A 22,375-nucleotide genomic window follows, 5' to 3' on the forward strand; every position below is an offset into this window, starting at 1 on the left:
CTACTTTACCGGCGAATAGATGCCGTCGATAGCCGGCGCGCCGTCGGTGTGGACCAGGCCGCGCGCCACCAGGTCTTCCAGATGGGCAAGTACCGACAGGCCGGCCGCGCCATGCAGGCGCGGGTCGGTGTCTCGATAGATCGCCTCCACCATGTCCTTGATTGCCCGGTCGCCGCTGTTGATCCGCTCCAGAATTGCCCGTTCGCGCATTTTGCGATGCGTTTTCAATCCGCGCATGAAGTTGCGCGGCTCGGTCACCGGCCCGCCATGGCCGGGCAGCAGCAGCCGGTCGTCGCGTTCGATCAGCCGGTCGAGCGATGTCATATAGTCCGCCATCGCGCCGTCCGGCGGCGCGACGATCGTGGTTGCCCACGCCATGACGTGGTCGGCCGAGAAAAGGATGCCGGTTCCCTCCAGCGCAAAGGCTGCGTGGTTGGCGGTATGGCCGGGCGTCAGCACCGTCCGGATCGCCCAGCCGTCGCCGTCGATCACCATATCGTCCGGCAGCGCGATGTCAGGAGCAAAGTCGGTGTCGGCGCTGGCATCGAGCGGACTGACCTCGCCGGTACGCAACGGCCGCGCCGGACGATGTCGGCCTTCCGCCAGAACCGCCGCACCCGTATGCTGCTTCAGCCGCGCCGCCAGCGGCGAATGGTCGCGATGCGTGTGGCTAACGAAGATATGGCTGACCGGCCTGGTCCCGATCGCTTCGAGCAGTGTTCTAAGATGTGCCTCGTCATCCGGTCCGGGATCGATCACCGCCAGTGTCTCGCGTCCGACGATATAGCTGTTGGTTCCGTGAAAGGTGAACGGGCTTGGGTTCCTGGCGGTGATCCGAAGGACGTCGGGTGCAACGGCTACGCCCTGGCCGTAGGCAGGGTCGAAGTGTGTGTCGAATTTCAGCGCCATGCGAACGTCGCGACCTTTTTTGGGGCGAGGGCAAAACCGATTGCCGCTTAGCACGGAAGCCAATATAGGAAAACGCAAGGCCGCGTTCGGCGGCAATCCGGAACGGGGAAGACCATGGCAATTGCAACGACGATGCGTCCGCTCATTTCTCTCGCTTTGCCCGAAAAGGGCGCAGCCCGCCTGGCGGGACAGCTTCTGCTGGCGTTCGCCGGAACGCTGCTGCTGGTCTTGTCGGCCAAGACCAAGGTCATGCTCGGTCCGGTCGATATCTCAATGCAGACGCTCGCCGTCTTCCTGATCGCTGCCTCCTTCGGCATGCGCCTCGGCGTCGCAACGCTGCTTCTCTACATGGCTGAGGGCGCGATGGGCTTTCCGGTCTTCCAGAGCACGCCGGAAAAAGGCATCGGCATCGCTTACATGCTGGGTTCGACCGGCGGTTATCTAGCCGGCTTCGTCGTCATGGCCGCGATCGTCGGCTGGGCTGCCGACCGTGGCTGGGATCGCCATCCTATCAAGCTCTTCAATGCCATGCTGGTGGCCGAGATCGTCATGATGGCAATGGGCTTTGCCTGGCTGGCGCTGTTGATCGGCCCGGAAAAATCCTGGCAGTTCGGGGTGGTGCCCTTTATCGTCGGCGATCTGATCAAGGTTGCGCTGGCCGCGAGCCTGGTGCCGGCTGTCTGGTCGCTGCTGAAGCGTTCGTGAAGCCGGTCGAGCGGAACTTAAGTCAAAAATGGACCTGCACGTTGCATCGCTGTCGCCATGTTATTGCCTGAACCCCCATGACTCGATGGTGACCCGTTCTGCGCGAAAACCTGCCGAATGGTTTTCGCCGTACTTGGTGTGACCGTGCAGGATCTTTGTCGCTGGCGGCAGGCGTGTGCGCGACGCCTTCCGTCACATTAGCTTCAAGTCGACGGACTAAGTACCAGAACCAACGGGCGATTCGTCACGACCAGCGTAACCAAGCACTTCCGTATGGAAATAAATTGCTCGACATAGCATCTCAGCCAGCTGAAAAAGAAAGCGGCTCGGTGATTATTTAGGCACAGCTAAATTTCTGGGCAATGTGTAGGAAATTCTTAACCCAACCGCCTTGACTCTAGTGGCTTGGTTGTTTGCTGGTATCCACACACTGTCGTAACCGTTGAGCTGAGATCATGCCGCCGACCGCCGAAGGGAGACACGTGAGTAGCGCGGAAAAAACAACGAGCAAGGCAACAATCCCGTCGCCTGAGCCGACCGCCGCGCCGGCAACCCGCTGGTATGCGGCCAGCGTCTTTCCCGGAAAGGAGCACGTTGCCGAGCGGCATCTCCGGATCCAGGGGTTCCAGCCCTTTGTGCCTCGCTGCGAGAAAACCGTGCGTCATGCCAGGCGGCTCGAAACACGAGTTGCGGCTTATTTCCCGGGCTATATGTTCATCGCCTTTGATGTCGCGCTGCAGCGTTGGCGCTCGATCAACGGAACGTTCGGTGTGCGCTCCCTCGTCATGCAGGGGGACCGACCTTTGCCTGTCCTCTCCGGTCTGGTAGAGCGCTTCATTGCATTGACCGGCAGGCATGGCTTGCTCGATTTCAGCGGCGGCCTCGCAGCCGGCGCTTCGGTTCGGATCCTTTCCGGCCCTTTCGCCGAAATGATCGGTCGCCTTGACCGGCTCGATCCAGCCGGAAGAGCTCGGGTTCTGGTTGCCATCATGAATGGCGAGATCCCTGTCGATCTGGATGCCAGGGATCTCGTAGCAATCGCATAGCCGTAAGCATCAAGGTGCGGCGAGGCGATGCAAATGTTGTAGGATCGGCTCTCGGGTTTTCACCCGGGAGTGCGGTAGCCGTTCTTCGGTGGGACTAGGCGCTGTCTGGCGAGATCGTCTCATCGGCGCTGATTGAGGGTACGCGGTATGCGAATAACAATGATTGGTGCCGGCTATGTAGGGCTCGTCTCGGGCGCCTGCTTCGCCGACTTTGGCCATCAGGTCTGCTGCGTCGATCGGGATGCGGAAAAGCTTGCCATGCTCAAACTCGGCAAGATACCGATCTATGAGCCAGGGCTTGACGACCTCGTCACCACCAACGCCGCGCAAGGCCGCTTGCGTTTCGACGACAATCTGGCGGACGCCGTTTCTCAGTCGGATGTCGTCTTCATTGCCGTAGGCACGCCATCGCGACGGGGCGACGGTTTTGCCGACTTGTCCTTTGTTTATGATGCGGCGGCCGAAGTCGGCCGCGCGCTGAAGGGATTTACGGTCGTGGTGACGAAATCGACCGTCCCCGTCGGTACCGGCGATGAGGTCGAACGAATCATCCGCGAGCAAAATCCCGCCGCCGATTTTGCGGTGGTCTCCAACCCGGAATTTCTTCGCGAAGGATCGGCGATCGAGGACTTCAAGCGGCCCGACCGCATCATTGTCGGCACCGATGCCGAACGGGCCAAAGCCGTCATGGGCGAGATCTACCGCCCGCTCTCGCTGAATGTCGCGCCGATATTCTACACGAGCCGGCGTACGGCTGAGCTTACCAAGTATGCCGGCAACGCGTTTCTGGCCATGAAGATCACCTTCATCAACGAAATAGCCGATCTGTGCGAACGGCTGGGGGCCGATGTGCAGGATGTCGCGCGCGGCATCGGCATGGACAATCGCATCGGCGCAAAGTTTCTTCACGCCGGGCCGGGCTATGGCGGTTCCTGTTTCCCGAAAGATACGCTGGCCCTGGTCAAGACCGCGCAGGACGCGGCAAGCCCCGTGCGACTTATTGAAACGACGGTCTCGATAAACGACCAGCGCAAACGGGCGATGGCGCGCAAGGTGGTCGAAGCCTGCGGCGGCTCGGTTCGTGGCAAGACCATCGGTATCCTCGGCCTTACGTTCAAGCCGAACACCGACGATATGCGCGATGCCCCGTCATTGGCCATCATTCAGGCGCTCAAGGACGCGGGCGCTTCGATCAAGGCGTATGATCCGGTCGGCATGGAGCAGGCGCGCAAGATGATCGAAGGCATTGAATTCGGGGAAAGCGCCTACGCGGTGGCCGACGGCGCGCACGCGATCGTAATCGTCACCGAGTGGAACGCGTTTCGGTCACTGGATCTGAAGCGGCTTCGTGCAGTCATGGCGACGCCGGTGATGGTCGACCTGCGAAATGTCTATCGCGGCGAGGACGTCGTAAAGGAAGGCATAGCCTATTCGAGCGTTGGCCGAGAGCGGCATCCTGTCCAGTGAGCGTCCAGCAAGAGCCTACTGGAATTTCGAATCTTCGGGTTAAACGTTCCTGCAGAGAATAAGGTAAGTAGGCAAAAAGCATTTGAAAAGATTAGAATTCAGTAACTCGCAACAGAGATTTTGAACTTGAATATAGTGATGATGAATCGGCCAAGACAGCGCCACCTCGTGCACAGGGTCAGGTTTCAGCTCCTGGGCGGTTTGGCTTTTGCAATCATGCTCCCTGTTCTTGTAAGGATTTTATTTGATCCATCAATTCTATATTATTCCAACCTACAGATTACAATCTTTGCAGGTTTTGTAGCGCATACAATAGGTTATTTTTCGTTCCGACGTATAGGTAATTTCCCGGGCATCGCGGCCTCGGGCTACATATTTCCGACATTTGCTTTTTCTTACGGGATTGTTTATTTGGCGATTTTCCTGTTTAGGATTGAATATAGCGGTTTCCAGGCGGTCAGCAGCTTGACGTTGTCAATTCTCTGGTACTTTGTCTTGACCATCATAAGCCGGCGCCTTGACCCTTACAGTCTTGCTGTGGTTCCAGGGGGCGCCGTTGATCGCCTAGAGGAGATAGACGGGGTAAACTGGCATTGGCTTGTATCCCCTGAAATGATCGTGGAGCGCGTCAACGGCGTCGTTGCCGATCTGCGCGCCGATCTGTCCAGCGATTGGGAGCGCTACATTGCCGACCGGGCGCTTGCGGGAGTTCCGGTCTACCATGTCAAGCAAATCACCGAATCACTGACTGGTCGCGTCGAAATCGAGCATTTATCCGAAAACACGCTGGGCTCAATTAATCCCAACCAGGCTTATATCAAGATCAAACAGGCGATCGACTGGATCTGTGCGCTGTTGGCGCTGATCGTGCTGGCGCCCTTCCTGTTGTTAATCGCGCTGTTAATCAAGCTGGAATCTCCCGGACCCGCCATATTTCGCCAGGAGCGCCTCGGTTTTGGCGGAAAGTCCTTCACGGTCTACAAGTTCCGGACGATGACCGTCAGCGAACCTGAGGCGGCAAACGTTCGCAGTCTCGCCGTCACTAAGCCGGGTGACAGCAGGGTTACCCGGCTCGGCCGCTTCCTTCGCAGAAGCAGAATTGACGAACTGCCGCAGCTGATAAATATCGTTCGTTCAGAAATGAGCTGGATCGGGCCTCGCCCTGAGGCGACAGTGTTGTCGTCGCACTATTCGGTGGCGTTGCCGTTCTATCGCTACCGAAATATCGTGCGCCCTGGTATCTCTGGATGGGCGCAGGTGAATCAGGGATATGTGTCGGAAGACGACGATGAGACCGAGAAGCTGCACTATGATTTCTATTACATCAAGAACTTCTCTCCTTGGCTTGATTTCGTCATCGTGTTGAGAACGTTGAAAACTCTGCTAAGTGGGTTCGGATCTCGATAGAGACCGTGCTGAATTTTGCTTCCATCGAAATTTATCTGTCGAACACTGCGCCAGGATAATGCTTGGCGATAATGTTTATTAAGCTGCCGAAGGGTATGAAATGAGCCGAAAAACCGCGCTAATTACAGGCATCACCGGCCAGGATGGTGCTTATCTCGCCGACCTCCTGCTCGCCAAGGGCTACGCAGTCCACGGCATCAAGCGGCGTTCGTCGTCTTTCAATACGGGCCGTATCGATCATCTCTACCAAGACCCGCATGAAACCGGCGTCAATTTTACACTGCACTATGGCGACATGACCGATGCGACGAACCTGATCCGCATAATCCAGGAAGTGCAGCCGGACGAGATCTACAATCTCGCGGCGCAATCGCATGTCCAGGTGAGCTTCGAGACCGCGGAATATACGGCGAATGCCGACGCGATGGGCACGTTGCGCCTTCTGGAAGCCATCCGGCTGCTTGGCCTGACAAAAAAGACGCGGTTCTATCAGGCATCGACTTCAGAGCTCTATGGCAAGGTGCAGGAAGTCCCACAGAAGGAAACGACGCCTTTTTATCCCCGCTCGCCCTATGCGGCCGCAAAGATCTATGGCTACTGGATCACGGTGAACTACCGCGAAGCCTATGGCATTCATGCTTCCAACGGAATTCTGTTCAACCACGAGAGCCCAATGCGGGGCGAAACATTCGTGACCCGCAAGATCACGCGAGCCGCCGCGGCTGTCAGCCTCGGCCTTCAGGACAAGCTTTATCTCGGCAATCTGTCTGCCGAGCGCGATTGGGGACATGCGCGCGACTATGTCGAAGGCATGTGGAGGATCCTTCAGCAGGAAACCCCGGACGACTATGTGCTGGCCACAGGGATCAAGAACTCCGTTCGGAAATTTGTCGAACTCGCCTTCGCCGAAGTTGGGGTCCGCATTCAGTGGAACGGTTCCGGGGTTGACGAAAAGGGTGTCGACACGAAAACCGGCAGGATATTGGTCGAGGTCGATCCGCGCTACTTCCGGCCGACCGAGGTCGACCTGTTGCTCGGTGACCCTTCGAAGGCCGAACGGATCCTTGGCTGGAAGGCGACGACGTCGCTAGATGAGATGGTGCGCGAGATGGTTCAATCCGACCTCAAGGTGGTGGCGCGCGAATTCGAGCATCGCCGGCTTGACGAAGAGCACAACCGCAAAGCGGCCCGGTAGCCGCTACGAGTCCCCCGCGAAGATGAAGATTTCCGTTCTAACGGTCTGCTGGAATTCGGCGGCGACGATTCGTCATACGCTCGACAGTTTCTTTGCCCAGGATCACGAGGACAAGGAACTGATCGTCGTCGACGGTGCCTCGACCGACGAGACGCTCGCGATTGTCCGCTCCTATGCTGGGCAAGGATTGCAGGTCATCAGCGAGCCCGACCGCGGCATGTATGACGCGTTGAACAAGGGGCTGGCGCTTTGCACGGGGGAGGCGATCGGAGCCCTTAACGCGGACGATGTATTTCATGACGCTTCCGTGCTCGGCAAGATCAGCGAGGTGCTTGCTGAAAGCGATATTGTCCACGGCCACCTCGACTTCGTTGAAAACCATGAAAGCAAGCGGGTGGTCCGGCGCTGGCGGGCAGAGCCAAGACCCCGTGATGGGTTCCGTTCGGGCTGGATGCCTGCCCACCCGACCTTCTATGTCCGGCGCGCCGTCGCAGAACAAATCGGGCCGTTCGACCTGTCACTCAAAGTCTCCTCCGACTACGACTGGATGCTGAGAGCCGTCGAGCTCCACGGATTCAGGATAGCGACAATCGATCAGGTCCTCGTCGACATGATGATCGGGGGAGCCAGCACAAGGAGCTTCCGTTCGCACCTTGGGCATAATCTGGAAGCGCTGCGTTCCCGACGCCGGTGGCTCGGATCAGGCCCGGTCGATTATGCGCTTATTGCAAAGCCGGCACGGAAGTTGGGACAATTCTTGTCGAAACAACCTCTCAAGTCGAAGGGATAGAGACCTGGCGGTGGTCGATAGGGGCGGCATTTCATCGGACGCAGTGAAGCGGGACGGTACGCCGTGAACGACAGCAAGCCGTCCAATGCAGATATCGGAAGTGCAGCAGAGCCTCGCCACCAAAGCATGGGTATCATATATGTGAGATCGGGTTCAGGACACAGGCAGTCTTATGTTGACCTGTTGGGACCGGTTTTGGGCCTGTCTCCTGTATTGGGGCCAATGTCACGGGTTCTTAAAAAAAGACTGCTGGCGGCCGATCGTCTGTTTTTTGCGACCCTCGATGACGACTTGGTTTCTTTTGCCTCGATAGCTCTTCGGCGGGCGACTCTTGGAAGGGCGACGGTTGCATTGTTCTTGGGACCGCAGTCCTGCTTCGGACCCTTCAACTTCAAGCGATTTCTTAAGAAAAGCATTTTTGTTGTTCTGAGGCTTGTGCCAAAGGTCACGGTCGCGAGTATCATACCTCTCAGTCTGGCTCCGGAATATGGCAGCGTTGTCGATGTCGGCCTTCACGATCCGCAGTGGTGGGACATGCACGACGGTCACGTCTTGAGGCAGCCCGGCCATACGCCAGTGGCGACTGAAGTCCACCGCCTGGCTGCCGGTCGGCCGATCGTCTGCTGGCTTGGTGCTGCCTCGGTGCACAAAGGCTTTGCCTTCATGGTCGAAATTCTCGAGGCCAACCCGGATATCGCCCAACGCCTGTGTTTCATAAGCGCTGGGACGGCGAATTCGGAGCAGGCATTGGCTTCCCGGTTCAGATCGATGGGGGGAATTCATATTGACCGGCGGCTCACCGATGCCGAGTGGGAAAGCCTGTACGGCGTCGCCGACGCAGTGTGGGCCTGCTACGATCCGAGATACGATCAGGCGTCGGGAGTTTTTGGCCGGGCGCTGCAATTTGGCGTTCCCGCGATCGTGCGCCGTGGCTCCCTGATCGAGACGGCAGCTCGGAAGCTAGACGCTCCGGTCCACGCAATCGATTTTGGCGACTGTGATGCGGCGGCAACTGAGCTAAACAAGATTGCCAACGCAGACCGGGGGACGGTGGCAGCAAAAGAACGTGAAATCAGGATCGGGTCGTGGCGCAATGATTTCATCTCCTCCACAGTGCGCGCCTTGGACGGGTTACGCATACCGACGCCGAATTCTTCGAGTGAGCGGCATGACCAAGCCTGATGCCTTCACTTACAACCCGGACCGAGTCATTGTGGCTGCCCATAAATGGTGAAGAAAGTATTGTACTTTCATCATGCGACCGCGCTGGGAGGTGCGCCGAAGAGTTTGGCATTGTTGATAAAATCGCTCGATCGCAAAGAATTCTCTCCAATAGTTGCGATGCCGCTTCGCCCAGGTAATTCTGGCGTTCGCCAACTGTTCGAAGATGCAGGGGCAGAGGTAATCGAGGAAAGGGACATTCGTCCTTTCCACGCATCGACGGTCGCGCCCTGCAAGGACTTGAAATCGAAGATACACGCGATACTGTCCTTTCCACTTCTCGTCAGGTGTGCGAAGAAGCTAGTCCGTGAGATACGGCCGGACATTGTTCACCTGAACTCCACCTGTATGGTAGCCGCCGCCAAGGGTGCGCATGACGCCGACCCCTCAATCCCCGTTATTGCGCATGTCCGTGAACCGATCCTGCACAACTGGTGGGGTAACATTCTTCGCCATTTAAATAAGAAGCACGTCGACTATTTCGTTGCTATCGACATAGCAGGTCTGGATAGCGTCGGCGCTTCCGCTACCCCGGCATCGGTTGTCTACAATAGTGTTGATAGCGGTCTCTTCCGTACGCCGGACGAAGGCGTTGCTGAGTTGAGGCGGAAATTTGGATGGGGAGATGGCGATGTCATATTCCTCTCACTGTCACGAATTGCGGAGTCGAATGGCATTCTGCCGTTCGTACAGGCGGTCAACTCGCTTGAGACAAACCTTCCCGAATGCGCTCGGTTTGTATTTGCAGGTTTTGGAAAAAACGAAGAAGGCTATGGAAAAGCAGCATTGGAGGCGATAAACGCAAGCCGCCGCTGCAGCGCCATGCCATTCATAGATGACATCGTTCCCGTTCTCACGGCCAGTGATGTCGTCATTGCACCTTTTCTAACAAGTCACAGTGCTCGGTGCATTTTCGAGGGAGCGTCGGCGGGACGCCCGGGCTTGGTGACCCGCTTGCCGAATCTGCTTGAGCTGATCGAAGAAGGTAGGACCGGCTTGAGCTTTGAAATGTCCTCTTCCGGCGGTCTTCTCGAAGCCATCGAAAAACTCTGCCGGCGCGATACCCGGCTCGCTATGGGGCGGAGCGCACGCCAGTTCGCAATGGCCAGGTTCCACATCGATCAAAACGTCGCGGCAATTCAAACGCTTTATCGCGATCTGTCAGAATCAGGCCGTTGATGTCTCCCTTTAAGTTACTTGATCGAAGTGAGCGCCTATTCTGGAACGCACTTGCAACGCTTCAGTTTGCGGTGAGGCGCAGGAAGCGGCCCCGCCACTTGTCCGTGCTCGGGCCAATTGGGCTAGGAGGGGCGGGCGTCCTCGAGATCGGAGATCACGTAACCATTGTCAGCAAATCGAGGTTCAATCGAGCCGGTGTAAATCATCCCACTCAGCTGGTTGTTGGGTCGTCAGGGAAACTCTGCATAGGGGACAATGTTGGGATTTCCGGAGCGTCTATTTTTTGTGTCGAGAACATTGCAATTGGAAATAATGTTCTGGTCGGAGTGAACTGCAATATTTTCGACACAGACTTTCACGCCGTCGATTATCTGGACCGGAGGCAAGGGCGGGGTACACTTTCCGCGCCAATCGTAATCGAGGAGGATGTCTGGCTGTGCGCCAACGTGACCGTCCTGAAAGGGGTGAGGATTGGTGCACGCTCGGTCATTGCCGCCGGGAGCGTCGTCACTTCCGACATCCCGCCGGATTGCCTGGCGGGCGGCGTGCCCTGCAAGGTCATACGGTCCCTGGTACTGACGCATGCGGGGTCGATTGAATGATGAACTGTTTCGTCAACATCGCCCCGATGGCCGGCAACGGTTTAGTGATAACGTCCTGCATAACCATAGCATGTTGCGGGCGAAGCAGATTGCGGCATATGCCACATAGCTACGCGAATGGCCCCGTGGCCAGCCGACAATTGCGCAGTGGACTGTTCTTGTGACGAAGGGCCCATCCGATCGTTCTGATACATCGATAGATTCAGCACTGTCTAATGAGCATTTAACGCGGGATCTCGGGAGACGCACAGCATCTGGAGGGATCATAGCCCTCTGCACCCAGGCTTTAATTCTTCTCACACAAGTCGGCTACATGGCGCTGATGGCACGTTTGCTCCAGCCCGATGACTTCGGTCTGGTGGCCATGGCAGCGTCCGCCACGGCGTTTGTCGGAGTCTTCGCCGACTTGGGTCTGTCGATGGTGACCATCCAGCGCAAGGAGGTTGATCATGACACCATCAGCGCTCTATTTTTCGTCAATCTTGGCGTCGGTTTCGCTCTCATGCCGCTGACATGGCTGATGGCGCCGGTCGCAACCTGGCTCTTTAATGACCCTCGCGTTTTTCACCTTATCCTGGTTCTGGCGGTAGCCATTCCGATCACTGCGACCGGTGCGCAGCACAAAGCGCTGTTGGTTCGCAACATGCGTTGGATGTCATTGCAAAGTGTGAATCTTGGCAGTCTCTTGTGTGGATTTGCTGTCGGTATTGCAATGGCATGGGGCTGGGATTTCAAATACTGGGCCCTCGCTGCGGCGACGCTCACCACGGCTTTGGTTGGTACGGTCGCCCAGTGGATGCTGTCACCTTGGCGTCCGACCAAGGTCGCGAATTGGAAAAATGCAAGATCGGCTATTAATTTTGGAGTCCATTACAGTGGATCCCAATTCACAAGCTACATCAACCGCCAATCTGACAATGTGCTGATCGGCTGGAAATCCGGTACCGGCGAACTCGGATTCTACACCCGGGCGTACTCTTTGTTCATGTTGCCGATAACGCTCGTCAGTGGACCAATTGGCTCGGTTATCATTCCAATGCTGAGCCGACTCCAAGCCCAACCCGACAAGTGGGCTAGAACCTACCTCAGCGCTATGCGACTTACACTCATGATGAACACGATATTGTGTATACTCATCACCATCAATGCGGAACAAATTGTAGCGCTCGTTTATGGAGAGAACTGGTCGAAGTCCGGTACTATTTTGATGGTGCTTTCGTTGTCCCTCATTACGAGTATTTCCGGTCAGTTTGGTGGCTGGGCGCTCATCTCTGTGGGTCGAGCTCGCGAGCTATTTATGTTTTCTATCTTTTCGTCGGCTATTCGCTTTGCGGCCTTCTTATTTGCTGTTCAATGGGGTGCCTCTGGAGTTGCGCTTGCGTGGTCTGTCACGTCCTGGGTATTTACCCCAGTACTTTGGATTTATGCAACAAGAGACACAAAGCTTAGATTTGCGGACCTTGTGAAGGCCGCCGCCCCCTTCTTCTTTGCTTATGTTGCGGTCGTCGCCTTGTTTCACTTTTCTGGGATTTCGTTCGGCCTCTCATCTGGCACCTTATTTCTGCCAGCCGGGGGCAACATCGTGTTGAACTCGACAATCGCGATCGCAATCTATGCAATTTTTGTCGTTGCTCCGTATCGTTTCGCCGGCTCCATGTTAGGGGACATGCGGCTTTTTCTGGACAAAGACGAACGTCTGAGGACCTAAATCATTGAAGATAATTGTTGAAACAACGGTTTTTTTGAATGGCGGAGACGCCGCGATCCAAGTCGCAACAAAACGCATTCTCAGGACCGCGTTCGGAGACGATGTTGAGGTCGTTTTTGCGGACATGGACGAGAAAGTCGCTGCAAGGTATTATCCGGAAAGCAAATTTATTTGTTTTCCTTCCGCGCAGATTCGTAAGAGCATAGCTGTTCGATTGGTGAATAGATTGACCAAAGGACGACTAGAGTTCAAGTTGATTTATTCGATTATAATCGCAATGACTTTTATTGAGCGGTATTTTCGATGGTTGAAATATCTTGGATATGGAGGAACGGTGGCTCGGGCTTTGCGAGAATACATCACCGCAGATCTTATTGTTTCGACAGGCGGCACGTACCTTTCAAAGAAACATCTAGGATCGGTTGCACTCCGTCTGCCAGAATATGCGAGAGACATTTATCTCGGAAAGCCGCCCATTTTTTTCACGCAATCTATGGGTCCGTTTGGCGACGATCGCATCTTCCGCCGACTTGCGATCGTTCTGAGAAAAAGCCCACTCATACTGGTCAGAGACCAAAAATCCATGGCTTTTGCGAAAGAGCTCACCGGATACAGAGGTAACATTGAGACAGTGGCAGACAGCGTTTTCGTTCTGACGGACCAGAACCAGATCGAGAAACGTCGCGCAGTATCGCGGGCTGCGACCCCGGGACGGCGGCCAAGGATCGCTGTTTCTGTGCGGCCATGGGCGGATTTCGGGGAACGAGGCTTGGAGGTTGGCCGAGCGAAGTACCACCAGTCGGTAGCTCGGGCCGCAGCGTGGCTCGTGGAGGAGGCTGGGGCCGAAGTGACGTTTGTTTCGACTTGTCAGGGGATTCCTGAGTACCGTTTCAACGACTCGGACACGGCGCGAGATGTCTTGAAATACCTACCAGATCACGTTCGAGACAGCGTAGTCGTCGATTCGCAGTTCAGGAACACTGAAACATTGCTCCGCAAGATTGATGACTTCGATGGCGCTATCTGCACACGCATGCATATGTGCATTCTGTGTCTGTGCCGCGGCGTTTCAGTCTTGCCGATCTGCTATGAGAGGAAAACCGCGGATCTTTTCCAGTCGCTTGATTTGCAGGAATACATAACTTTCATCGATAGGATTGAGCCGGATAGTTTTCGCGCTCTTGTCGAGCGCTGGTGGCAGGATCAGGAATCGATAACAGAAAAATCGTGGCGGGGGACGCTTGAGTTGCGTGATAGTGCTCAATCCACTGTCGGTATTCTCAAAAACAGATTTGCACCGGTGGAATTGCAGCCGGAGACGGTGTCATGATTGCGGTTGTTTCGCAATTCTTCAACACGCCTTCCGAGACCTTTATCCGAGATCATGTTCGCCACCTTGCGCCCGGTGAGACTGTGCTCGTCTGCCAGGGGCCCGATGGTTCCGATCAGTTCGGCTATCCGGTTCTTTCCGGGGTTCCGGGGCCGTCGCCGCTTAGCCGGCTACCTGCCCGCATCGCCAATGTGACGCGCCTATGCTGGCTTGCATATGTCCGTGATGGGATGTCGAGGAGGGATGAAGACAGAGTTGTCGAATTTTTCAAGGCTCACAATGTGGAGGCCGTCCTTGTCGAGTATCTGACGATGGGTGCGCTGTTTGCTCCCGCTTGTCGCCGCGCCGGCGTGCGACTATACGCCCACGCTCATGGGGCGGATTCTACCGTGATGCCTAGGAAGCACTTGTGGCGACGTCGTTACCGGCGTCTCTTCGCCAGCGCTGACGGCATCATCACGCCATCACGTTTCATCGCCCATCGCCTGCTTCAAATCGGCTGTCCGAATGAGAAACTGCATGTCAGTCCATGCGGAGTTTTGCCCGAGCGCTTCACATCATCGAAGCGCGAAAGCGGTCGGCTCCTTTTCGTAGGGCGGTTTGTTGAAAAGAAATCACCGCACCTGGTGATCGAGGCGTTCGCCCGGATCGCTTCAAGGTTTCCCGGGGGGCGGCTTGATTTGGTTGGGGATGGGCCTCTCATGGCCCGGTGTGAGGCATTGGTTAGGCAGGAAAACCTGTCGGACCGTATCGTCTTTCATGGCTATCAAAGCACAGAGTTTGTTCAGGGGATGATGCAGAATGCTGCAATCTTCGTGCAACATTCGGTGGCGGCCCGCAATGGGGATATGGAAGGCCTGCCGGTATCGATCCTGGAGGCCATGGCAAGCGCACTCCCCGTTGTGGCGACGCGTCACAGCGGCATTCCAGAGGCTGTTATCGATGGTGAGACCGGCATACTTGTAGACGAACACGATATCGAAAGCATGGCAAAGGCGTTTGCTAGGCTCTTGGAAGAGCCTCGCCGTGCTGCCGAGATGGGGTATGCCGGGCGACGGCGTGTGATGGATCATTTCACGCAACGGCACACGCGCGATCTTCTTCGACATGCCATGATGCTGCCGGCCATGGCGAAACCTCTCGACTTCGCTGAAGGCCAGGTTCTATGAAAAATGTCGACCTGTGGAAGCCCACAAAGTTCGAACGAACGGATAAGGGCGTTTGGCGCTCGAATCGCAAGGAGGTACCGGCGCGGTCGCGCTTGATCGCCGATCGATTGGCGTCCGTCTATGCCACTGCGGTCGCTACTCATGCTAAGGGCCGTCTCGCCGATTTGGGCTGTGGGGCCGTTCCGCTTTACGGGATCTACCGCGACTATGTCAGTGATGTGTTCTGCGTCGATTGGCCGGGCAGCACACACGGCACTGCCTATGTGGACCTGTTCGCGGACCTCAACGAGCAGTTGGTTCTGGAGGAAGGGAGTTTCGATACGATCATCGCCAGCGATGTTATCGAACATTTGCATACGCCGCAGGCGTTGCTCGACAGTGCAGCCCGGGCCTTGAGGCCTGGCGGTAAGCTGATACTCGGCGCGCCGTTCCTTTACTGGCTGCACGAGGTCCCTCACGATTACCATCGCTACACCCGTTTTGCATTGGAGCGGATGGCGGTGAAGGCTGGCTTAAGCACAATCGAGTTGTCGTCCTATGGCGGCGTCACAGATGTTCTTTCCGATCTTGCCACGAAGGCCGTGTCCACTCGGCCTTGGATCGCCGATTTGGTCTATTGGCTTACTACGCTGATGCGTGCCGTGCCACCTATCAAGAAACTGGGGCTTGCGACTCGCGAGAGCATGCCGATGGGCTATCTTCTGGTAGCTGAAAAAGTGTCGGCCCCACCGTCGTCGGGGGGAGGCTAAACATGTGGCCCGCGTATACTGGCGCCTCCGGACCGGAGTCGTCGAGAGCTCAGAAACATTGTTGAGAGACTCAGAACAGAGTCACAAGGCTCCGCTGACTGGGGTCCACAATCGAGGCACCAACGATGCAGCATCTGTGCGGCGTCCGCGCGGAATAGCGGCCAGGTAGTTGTTGCGTAGACTTGGAGAAATGGGACGGTTTTCGTGGTGATTGTCAAGACATTTATCAGCTGGAACAGGAACGCTGCAGCATGGCTCGAGCGTCAATTTCCCGGAATTTTTGGCGCGCCATCTTACAAGGCAGAACTCGAACGTCGTATCGCCCACGACATTGAGCGCCTAAGGCCGTCAGCGATCCTTGAGGCTGGCGGCATCGATCGGCCGCTTCTGGAGCGCGGCATTGGCTTTATCTATATCGGTCTCGATATAGAGGAGAGGCCTGACTGCTACAACATCTACGACCGATTTCTCGTTCAGTCGATCGAGCAGCCGATCGATGTCGAGGCAGATATGCTGATTTCGATCACATTAATGGAACATGTACCGGACAACAGGGCGGCAGCCCGTGCGATGTATCTGGCGCTACGGCCAGGTGGCGCGATGCACCATTATATTCCGTCGAAATGGCACCCCTATTCGATGGCATTGCGGCTTGTCGGACCCGTTTTGCAAAAACGGCTCATCCCGCACCTCCGGCCGTCTGCAGTCGGTGTTACCGGCTACCCGGCCTTTTTTGACCATTGTTCTCCTTCGGACATGGCGAAGCTGTTTCGGGAACAAGGATTTGAGCAGGTAGACGTCATGTCATTTTACCGCGCTAGCGATTATTTCGCTTTCTTGCTACCGGCCTATCTTTTTGTCGCTTTGTTCGAGAATCTTTGCGCAGTCCGGAACTGGCGCTTCTTCTGTTCCGGATTCGTGATCAGTGCTACAAAGCCACTCACCAGCAAGAGTGAGGGGATGCTACCCTGTTGAAATTCTGCCTAACTCAACTTATCGGCCCCGACTTGCTGACCTCCTCAGGCAGGGTAGGGGATACGAGCAGCAGAGGACCCGTTAACGGACGATTGCTATGGGGCGGTCTATTCTCTGCCGACACTCGCGGGGCAACTGCGGCGGTTATGACCCGCGGCCTGGCTCCTGGGTGTCACTGCATTTCGCCCAAAATCTGCGCCTTGGGCGTCGATATTAAGATCGACGATGAACGATAAACCCAGGAGCTTCAGCATGGCATCTGCGCAGTACCGGGACCTGAATCGGCGCGATGTCTTTTCTGGCAAGCGAACGTCGTTTGTGGAGCGGGTATTCTCAGCCGCGTTCTCCACTGGATCAGCTTTTTCGGTTGCAATGTTTGGGTTTTACTCGTTGTCGACAATGATAAGCTCGGACGGGGACGATAATCAATCCTTGTCAATCTTTATCAGATTGTTTTTGGTTGCATTGGTCGCCATTGCTTACATAAGACGAGCACCCCGCCCATTTTCGCGACTAGACCTTGTACTGCTTCCTGGATCCGCATTCCTACTTATATACACGTTGCGTCTTTATGAAAACATTTTCATTTCCGGCGTTACAGTCGCTAACGGTACCGCGGTTGTCATGGGGATATTTTTAGCTAGCGGTGTTATTCCCGCATACGCAATTTCAACACGTTACCGAGGTATAAAGGATAGTGACTTCATTGCTGTAACGATTGTTTTGTTACTCTTGATGTTGCTTGGCATGTTAAGGAATTTGGATACCCTTGTAGAAACCTCCGCTGTGAGGATGGCGATGGATAGGGTAAACCCAATAGCCTTGGGTCATCTCGGGTTTTCATATTTGATTTTTCTTGTCCTGTCTTTCAGGCGTTCTGTATGGATCAAAGCCCTTGCAGTATTGGCCGTTCCAGCGTTGGCATTGGTAATCGTCTACGCGCGGTCGCGCGGGCCTTATCTCGCGGGCTCGGGCGCGCTTCTGTTATACGTGCTGTTGCTAAAGGGCGGGCGCCGTGTGTGGATTGTGTCCGCTTTAGGCCTGGCGGGCGTTATTTTGGGATTTCTGCTTCGTCCCGATCTAGTCGACATTGTCACCTCTCAGTTGTCACGGAGTGATCTTGATTCAGACCTGTCAAATAGGCTGCGAGTTATCGCCTTCACCGGCGCCTGGAACCAATTTTTAGACCACCCGTTTGTTGGACGTTACGTCATCGAGCTCCAGACGCATTACTACCCGCACAATATTTATTTAGAATCGCTGATGTCTGTTGGCCTTGTCGGCTCTATACCTTTCTTCATTCACTTTATATTATCAATACGTTCGGCGGTCGGAATTATTCGTGATGAAAACTCAACGATATGGGCAACCTTTGCCGCCGTGATGTTCTTTAGAGAGGCATTGGGTAATTTTGTTAGTGGAGGTATATGGGGAGCGACTGGGTTTTGGATTACGTCCTTCCTTACTATTGCGGTTTGGTACGGTGGATTTCCCATTGCACCTCGCAAGGAAGCGGCACGTCGAGCGGGGCGTCTTCCGCTGCGTGGTTAACTTTCACGTGATCATCGACCAATTGTTCGCTAAGCACAACCAGCAACCCTCCACCTCAACAGTTGGTCTCGACAAGATCATTGCTGGCCCCAAACGAGGCGACCAAAGGTTAGTCTAGGGTTTCTATCCACTGACACACCTCCTCGAGCGTTCGGATTGTCACCATTAACCACGACTGTGCATCCGCTCGCAAAGCACACGCGGGAGAGCGCGGCGTTTTCTGTGTCGAGATTAGAGATGAAGGCGAGGCTTCGGGTTTCGCGTGACCTTGCCCCTCTGATCTAATCCGGTTTGAAGTTCGTTCTGGCCCATCGAGAGGACCAGGACATGAAACGCAGCGGCTTCTCGGAAGAGCAGATCATCGGAATTTTGAAGGAACATGAGGCCGGGGTATCGGTTGCCGATCTGTGCCGCAAGCACGGGGTCAGCGACGCATCGATTTACAACTGGAAGGCCGCTTCGGCGGGATGGATGTCTCCGAGGCTCGGCGACTGAAGGCTCTGGAGGACGAGAACACGCGGCTGAAGCGGCTTCTGGCCGACGCCATGCTCGACAATGCCGCGTTGAAGGATCTTGTGGGAAAGAAATGGTGACGCCCGCGGCCAAGCGGAAAGCTGTCGCTCGCCTGAAGGAGGGCTTTGGGATGAGCGAACGGCGGGCGTGTAAAGCCATCGGCTGTTGCCGCATGGCGGTTCGCTACGAGACCAGCAGGCCGGACGACCGCGAGCTTCGCGAGCGGATGAAGGCGATCGCGCAGGAGCGTCGCCGGTTCGGCTACCGGCGTCTTCTCGTGATGCTGAGGCGGGAGGGCCTCGTGAACCACAAGAAGCTGTTCCGGCTCTATCGGGAGGAGAAGCTCGCCGTTCGCCGCCGTGGCGGCCGCAAACGGGCGATCGGGACCAGGGCGCCGATGCTGGTGCCGCTGAGGCCCGACGAGCGCTGGTCGCTCGACTTCGTATCGGACCAGCTCACAGACGGGCGCCGCTTCCGCATCCTGGCCGTCGTCGACGACTGCACGAGAGAGTGCCTGGCACTCATCGTTGATACGTCTCTCTCGGGCATGCGGGTTGCCCGCGAATTGGACCGGCTCATCATCGAGCGCGGCCGGCCGAGAATGATCGTCAGCGACAATGGCAGCGAGTTCACCTCGAACGCCATCCTCTCCTGGGCGGATCAGAACCGCGTCGAATGGCATTACATTGCGCCCGGCAAGCCGATGCAGAATGGCTTCATCGAGAGCTTCAACGGCCGACTGCGCGATGAACTGCTCAACGAGACGCTGTTTACTTCGCTGGCTCAGGCACGCGTCGCCATCGCCCTGTGGCGCGCCGACTACAACACCGCGCGGCCGCATTCCCAAATCGCCTCACAGACACCGGCCGAGTTCGCCACCACCTTCAATCTGCGACGGTCGCTCGCGCTGCGCTATGCCAAAGGTTCCGCGCCAGCGCCCGTCGCTTCACCCGCCCAACAGGGCACAACCCACGCCGGAAACGAAATCAAAACTGGATAGAAACTGGGGGCAAGGTCACGCGCCAAGAAATCGCAGCGCTCTACTCGTGGAAGGCCCCCGGTCGTCCGTGGAAGTTCTACTCGATGTTATTTGGTAAATCGGGGCGTATAGATTCGGGGACCGAATTATGAAGACGCTCGATCACCCTAAGGTCAGCGCGCTTGGTCGAGACAAGGGCGTTCGTTCACAAATTGCCAATTCCACCTGAGTTTTTGGCCAGCGTGGTTCGCTGCAACCCTTGTGATCAAGGCACTAGGGAATTTTGTCCAATTCACGAAGGAATTTCAAAGTAGCTTGCCACCACTCCGCTTTCTCATCCCATTTCACTGGCCCGTCGCTTGGACCGCCACGCATTGTGCCCCAGATCACGATGCCGTCAGCCAACGTCCTGCAGGTGTCCAGCTGCGCATACCAGAGGTCCCCCGGCAGAAGAGCAAGTGTTTTATGAAACTGAGGCCACAGAAAACAGTACACCGGCTTTCCTTGTGAGATTCTACGCGCCTCTCCAATGTTGGCTTGCGCATAGGCCACCCAAGCGTCTTTGTCGCCATAAAACGTATATAGGGAAGGAAAGAGCACATCGACATAGGGGACGAGAGACGACGCGATCTTGGTGTTTTGCTGTTTCCAGTCGTCCGCTGCGCGACTCCCCCGATGACCGATTGCTCTCCAGTAGTCCCGGACCGGCAAGACGGCGTAAAGGCCGAGCTTGAGGCTTGGATCTGCCTCTCTGAATGCGCTGAGCGTTTTCTGATATTTCGCGAGCGACGATGCTTGATCCGGGCCCTCCAGTGGCCAGTTTTCGATGTCGATGGAGAGATACTGATTGGTTCGCGGCAGTTTTAATGCGTGTTGGATGTGCACAGACTGCGGAACATCGGGTCCAAGACGATGACGATCTGCGATCGTAAGGTGTTCGAAACCGAATTTCTGCAAATCGGGTCCGCCTGTGAACTGTATAGCCTCGAAAAGTTTAAATGGAGCCGACGTTTGGGCCGTGGCCGGCCCTGAGCCCGTAAGAAAGCATATGATAAATATCGCCTTGAAAAATATGACGCTTGGGTTCCGATATCGCCAGAAGATGGATTCTTGCGTATCCAATTTTGGCATGCCTGGCTCCCTTAGACCTGACCTTGACGACCCAATAAAGGGTAGCCTAGCTGTCGGCCTTGAACAACGTCCTCACCGAAGAGTGATCGACGAGCAGCTACAAGGCGCGACTACGAAACGGGAGTTCATTTAATGCAAGAGCTACTGACCGCCGAATTCGCCCCGATTGTAATTTTCGCTTACAATCGCGTGGATCGGCTGCGTGCCTTGATCGAATCGCTCAGTCGGTGCCGTCAGTTTCACGCCTCCCCCGTCCAGATATACGTGGACGGCCCAAAAGATATTGAAGATTCTGTAAAAGTAAACGGGGTGTTACGTTATCTATCGTCCATCAGTCACGGTAATATAAAGATCGTGCAACGAGATAGCAACTATGGACTTCGTAGATCAATCTATGCTGGCGTGGGCCAGATGCTAAGCGAATATGACAAAGTAATTGTTTTAGAAGACGACCTAATTGCGTCTGAAGACATACTTTCATATTTCAACGCTGCATTAGAGAAATATGCATCGCACTCTCGCGTGTACAGTGTTTGCGCATATGCTCCGGTTGTGGATCGCGTTTCATCATTTGCCAGCTCATTAATCTTGCCAAGCGCGCACCCGTGGGGCTGGGCAACTTGGCGGCGTGCGTGGCGAGAGTTCGATATCGATTTGCACGTTCGCCCTGAGGACATTTCGTCGAGGTCGTTTCGTACCGCTTTTAACCTGTCAGGCTTCCGCAACTATACAACTATGCTTCGGCTCGCCGCTCAAGGGCGTCTAGACAGCTGGTTCTTAGTTTGGAATTACTATCTGTTTATGAAAGGCGGGGTTTCGATTTTCCCACCGAGATCTTTAGTCACGAATGCAGGGTTTTCGAAGGGTACTCATTCCAGCAGTTGGAATATCTTGAGACATTTTAATAAAAGAATGCCGCCCGCGAGATTTGATTTCGATCTACCGTCCGATATTCGTGTGGACTATTGGGCGATTGATTGCTTGGCGCGCTCGCGGGAAGCGCGGCTGAGCCTGATAACCACGAAAGCCGGAATTTTAAAGCGTATGGTTCGGGATTGGAAGCTATGAGCGTATTGCTCCGAGTATCGCGTACAGTCGTGCGGCGCCTTTACCGCGTACTTGCCGTGAGGCGCAACGTCGAGGTTGGGGAAGATTTTGAAATTGGAAGAGGAAGTTACATCGCATCGCCAACAAGACTTACGATCGGACGGAACGTTAGCATCGGTTCATATTGTTGGATTGCGTGTGATGGTCAGATTGGGGACGGGGTACTGATTTCGAGTTTCGTGGGGATCGTGGGTCGTAGAGATCATGATATGCGGTTCGTTGGCAGTGCCATAGTTGATGCGCCGTGGGTGTATGCGGACGGTGGTAAATTAGCACAGGCCGAGGATACGATACAAATAGAGGACGACGTTTGGATTGGCTTTGGTGCAACTCTCTTATCAGGCATTCGTATCGGAAGGGGAGCGGTGGTAGGTGCGGCTGCAGTTGTTACAAAGGATGTGCCTTCATATGCGATAATGGTTGGAAATCCGGCCAAGAAAGTTGGCTCTAGATTTACATCTGAGGAAATCGTTAGGCATGAGGCCTTGCTAGACCGCCATCGCACTCTTCGCGATTAATCTCGAATTTGGGCGCATGGTGGCCAAGCCGGCGTGATCCTCCTACAGCAGACCTTTTTGGGCGTCAGCTCACGTTGCATTGTGTTCAAAGACCAAAACTGTCATGCCTTGATCATTGAATGGG

General features: G+C 55.6%; 19 protein-coding genes and 1 pseudogene. 18 read left to right on the forward strand and 2 right to left on the reverse strand.

Annotated elements, in window-relative coordinates:
- Window positions 1-909 carry an MBL fold metallo-hydrolase gene (locus NKJ72_RS17185; RefSeq protein ID WP_352478463.1) on the reverse strand — a complete coding sequence of 303 codons (909 nt, stop codon included), beginning with the start codon at window positions 907-909 and terminating at the stop codon, window positions 1-3.
- A 114-nt stretch (window positions 910-1,023) separates the two neighbouring features.
- Between NKJ72_RS17185 and NKJ72_RS17190 the strand changes: the two genes are divergently transcribed.
- The 16 genes and pseudogenes from NKJ72_RS17190 (at window position 1,024) to NKJ72_RS17265 (ending at window position 19,516) form a co-directional block, all read left to right on the forward strand.
- On the forward strand, window positions 1,024-1,614 hold the full coding sequence (locus NKJ72_RS17190; protein ID WP_352478465.1) for a biotin transporter BioY: 591 nt from the start codon (window positions 1,024-1,026) through the stop codon (window positions 1,612-1,614).
- A 482-nt stretch (window positions 1,615-2,096) separates the two neighbouring features.
- Window positions 2,097-2,660 (forward strand): transcription termination/antitermination protein NusG, encoded by a 564-nt coding sequence (nusG, locus tag NKJ72_RS17195; protein ID WP_352478467.1) that lies wholly within the window; start codon window positions 2,097-2,099, stop codon window positions 2,658-2,660.
- Between the two features lie 147 nt (window positions 2,661-2,807).
- Window positions 2,808-4,127, forward strand: coding sequence for a UDP-glucose dehydrogenase family protein (locus tag NKJ72_RS17200; protein ID WP_352478469.1), 1,320 nt, complete (start codon window positions 2,808-2,810; stop codon window positions 4,125-4,127).
- A 138-nt stretch (window positions 4,128-4,265) separates the two neighbouring features.
- Window positions 4,266-5,534, forward strand: coding sequence for a sugar transferase (locus NKJ72_RS17205; protein WP_352478471.1), 1,269 nt, complete (start codon window positions 4,266-4,268; stop codon window positions 5,532-5,534).
- A gap of 100 nt (window positions 5,535-5,634) precedes the next feature.
- Complete coding sequence (gene gmd / locus NKJ72_RS17210; protein ID WP_352478473.1) at window positions 5,635-6,729, forward strand: GDP-mannose 4,6-dehydratase; 1,095 nt, start codon at window positions 5,635-5,637, stop codon at window positions 6,727-6,729.
- A gap of 22 nt (window positions 6,730-6,751) precedes the next feature.
- Window positions 6,752-7,519 (forward strand): glycosyltransferase family 2 protein, encoded by a 768-nt coding sequence (locus NKJ72_RS17215; RefSeq protein WP_352478475.1) that lies wholly within the window; start codon window positions 6,752-6,754, stop codon window positions 7,517-7,519.
- 63 nt (window positions 7,520-7,582) lie between these two features.
- A complete protein-coding gene (locus tag NKJ72_RS17220) occupies window positions 7,583-8,701 on the forward strand; it encodes a glycosyltransferase family protein (RefSeq protein WP_352478476.1) in 1,119 nt (372 codons plus the stop codon).
- 45 nt (window positions 8,702-8,746) lie between these two features.
- On the forward strand, window positions 8,747-9,919 hold the full coding sequence (locus NKJ72_RS17225; RefSeq protein ID WP_352478478.1) for a glycosyltransferase family 4 protein: 1,173 nt from the start codon (window positions 8,747-8,749) through the stop codon (window positions 9,917-9,919).
- On the forward strand, window positions 9,919-10,521 hold the full coding sequence (locus NKJ72_RS17230; protein WP_352478480.1) for an acyltransferase: 603 nt from the start codon (window positions 9,919-9,921) through the stop codon (window positions 10,519-10,521). The genes NKJ72_RS17225 and NKJ72_RS17230 overlap by 1 nt, the downstream gene beginning before the upstream one ends.
- 160 nt (window positions 10,522-10,681) lie before the next feature.
- Window positions 10,682-12,229, forward strand: a complete 1,548-nt coding sequence (locus tag NKJ72_RS17235) for a lipopolysaccharide biosynthesis protein (protein ID WP_352478482.1) — start codon at window positions 10,682-10,684, stop codon at window positions 12,227-12,229.
- Between the two features lie 4 nt (window positions 12,230-12,233).
- Entirely contained in the window at window positions 12,234-13,559 is a 1,326-nt protein-coding gene (locus tag NKJ72_RS17240; protein WP_352478484.1) for a polysaccharide pyruvyl transferase family protein, read from the forward strand.
- Entirely contained in the window at window positions 13,556-14,728 is a 1,173-nt protein-coding gene (locus tag NKJ72_RS17245) for a glycosyltransferase (protein WP_352478486.1), read from the forward strand. Before NKJ72_RS17240 ends, NKJ72_RS17245 begins: the two co-directional genes overlap by 4 nt.
- Complete coding sequence (locus NKJ72_RS17250) at window positions 14,725-15,477, forward strand: class I SAM-dependent methyltransferase (RefSeq protein ID WP_352478488.1); 753 nt, start codon at window positions 14,725-14,727, stop codon at window positions 15,475-15,477. The genes NKJ72_RS17245 and NKJ72_RS17250 overlap by 4 nt, the downstream gene beginning before the upstream one ends.
- Window positions 15,478-15,681: 204 nt before the next feature.
- Window positions 15,682-16,452 carry a methyltransferase domain-containing protein gene (locus tag NKJ72_RS17255; protein ID WP_352478490.1) on the forward strand — a complete coding sequence of 257 codons (771 nt, stop codon included), beginning with the start codon at window positions 15,682-15,684 and terminating at the stop codon, window positions 16,450-16,452.
- Between the two features lie 252 nt (window positions 16,453-16,704).
- The gene (locus NKJ72_RS17260) at window positions 16,705-18,003 is read left to right on the forward strand and encodes an O-antigen ligase family protein (protein ID WP_352478492.1); all 1,299 of its coding nucleotides are present in this window, start codon (window positions 16,705-16,707) and stop codon (window positions 18,001-18,003) included.
- A 327-nt stretch (window positions 18,004-18,330) separates the two neighbouring features.
- A pseudogene (locus NKJ72_RS17265) lies at window positions 18,331-19,516 on the forward strand (IS3 family transposase).
- A gap of 252 nt (window positions 19,517-19,768) precedes the next feature.
- Here the strand turns inward: NKJ72_RS17265 and NKJ72_RS17270 are convergent.
- The gene (locus NKJ72_RS17270) at window positions 19,769-20,626 is read right to left on the reverse strand and encodes a hypothetical protein (protein WP_352478494.1); all 858 of its coding nucleotides are present in this window, start codon (window positions 20,624-20,626) and stop codon (window positions 19,769-19,771) included.
- 132 nt (window positions 20,627-20,758) lie between these two features.
- On the opposite strand from NKJ72_RS17270, the gene NKJ72_RS17275 reads away from it, so the two are divergent.
- Both NKJ72_RS17275 and NKJ72_RS17280 read left to right on the forward strand, forming a co-directional pair.
- Window positions 20,759-21,694, forward strand: coding sequence for a glycosyltransferase family protein (locus NKJ72_RS17275; RefSeq protein ID WP_352478496.1), 936 nt, complete (start codon window positions 20,759-20,761; stop codon window positions 21,692-21,694).
- Window positions 21,695-21,942: 248 nt separating this feature from the next.
- Entirely contained in the window at window positions 21,943-22,251 is a 309-nt protein-coding gene (locus NKJ72_RS17280; RefSeq protein ID WP_352478498.1) for a DapH/DapD/GlmU-related protein, read from the forward strand.
- Window positions 22,252-22,375: the final 124 nt, after the last annotated feature.

This window comes from Mesorhizobium sp. M0045 (genome assembly GCF_040323385.1).
Classification (GTDB): Bacteria; Pseudomonadota; Alphaproteobacteria; order Rhizobiales; family Rhizobiaceae; genus Mesorhizobium.

Bases quoted from the DNA above. Each gene is read 5' to 3' on its own strand.
- NKJ72_RS17185 (WP_352478463.1), bottom strand. From the start codon at position 909: ATGGCGCTGAAATTCGACACACACTTCGACCCTGCCTACGGCCAGGGC.
- NKJ72_RS17190 (WP_352478465.1), top strand. From the start codon at position 1,024: ATGGCAATTGCAACGACGATGCGTCCGCTCATTTCTCTCGCTTTGCCC.
- NKJ72_RS17200 (WP_352478469.1), top strand. From the start codon at position 2,808: ATGCGAATAACAATGATTGGTGCCGGCTATGTAGGGCTCGTCTCGGGC.
- NKJ72_RS17205 (WP_352478471.1), top strand. From the start codon at position 4,266: ATGATGAATCGGCCAAGACAGCGCCACCTCGTGCACAGGGTCAGGTTT.
- gmd (WP_352478473.1), top strand. From the start codon at position 5,635: ATGAGCCGAAAAACCGCGCTAATTACAGGCATCACCGGCCAGGATGGT.
- NKJ72_RS17215 (WP_352478475.1), top strand. From the start codon at position 6,752: ATGAAGATTTCCGTTCTAACGGTCTGCTGGAATTCGGCGGCGACGATT.
- NKJ72_RS17225 (WP_352478478.1), top strand. From the start codon at position 8,747: ATGGTGAAGAAAGTATTGTACTTTCATCATGCGACCGCGCTGGGAGGT.
- NKJ72_RS17230 (WP_352478480.1), top strand. From the start codon at position 9,919: ATGTCTCCCTTTAAGTTACTTGATCGAAGTGAGCGCCTATTCTGGAAC.
- NKJ72_RS17245 (WP_352478486.1), top strand. From the start codon at position 13,556: ATGATTGCGGTTGTTTCGCAATTCTTCAACACGCCTTCCGAGACCTTT.
- NKJ72_RS17250 (WP_352478488.1), top strand. From the start codon at position 14,725: ATGAAAAATGTCGACCTGTGGAAGCCCACAAAGTTCGAACGAACGGAT.
- NKJ72_RS17260 (WP_352478492.1), top strand. From the start codon at position 16,705: ATGGCATCTGCGCAGTACCGGGACCTGAATCGGCGCGATGTCTTTTCT.
- NKJ72_RS17270 (WP_352478494.1), bottom strand. From the start codon at position 20,626: ATGCCAAAATTGGATACGCAAGAATCCATCTTCTGGCGATATCGGAAC.
- NKJ72_RS17275 (WP_352478496.1), top strand. From the start codon at position 20,759: ATGCAAGAGCTACTGACCGCCGAATTCGCCCCGATTGTAATTTTCGCT.
- NKJ72_RS17280 (WP_352478498.1), top strand. From the start codon at position 21,943: ATGCGGTTCGTTGGCAGTGCCATAGTTGATGCGCCGTGGGTGTATGCG.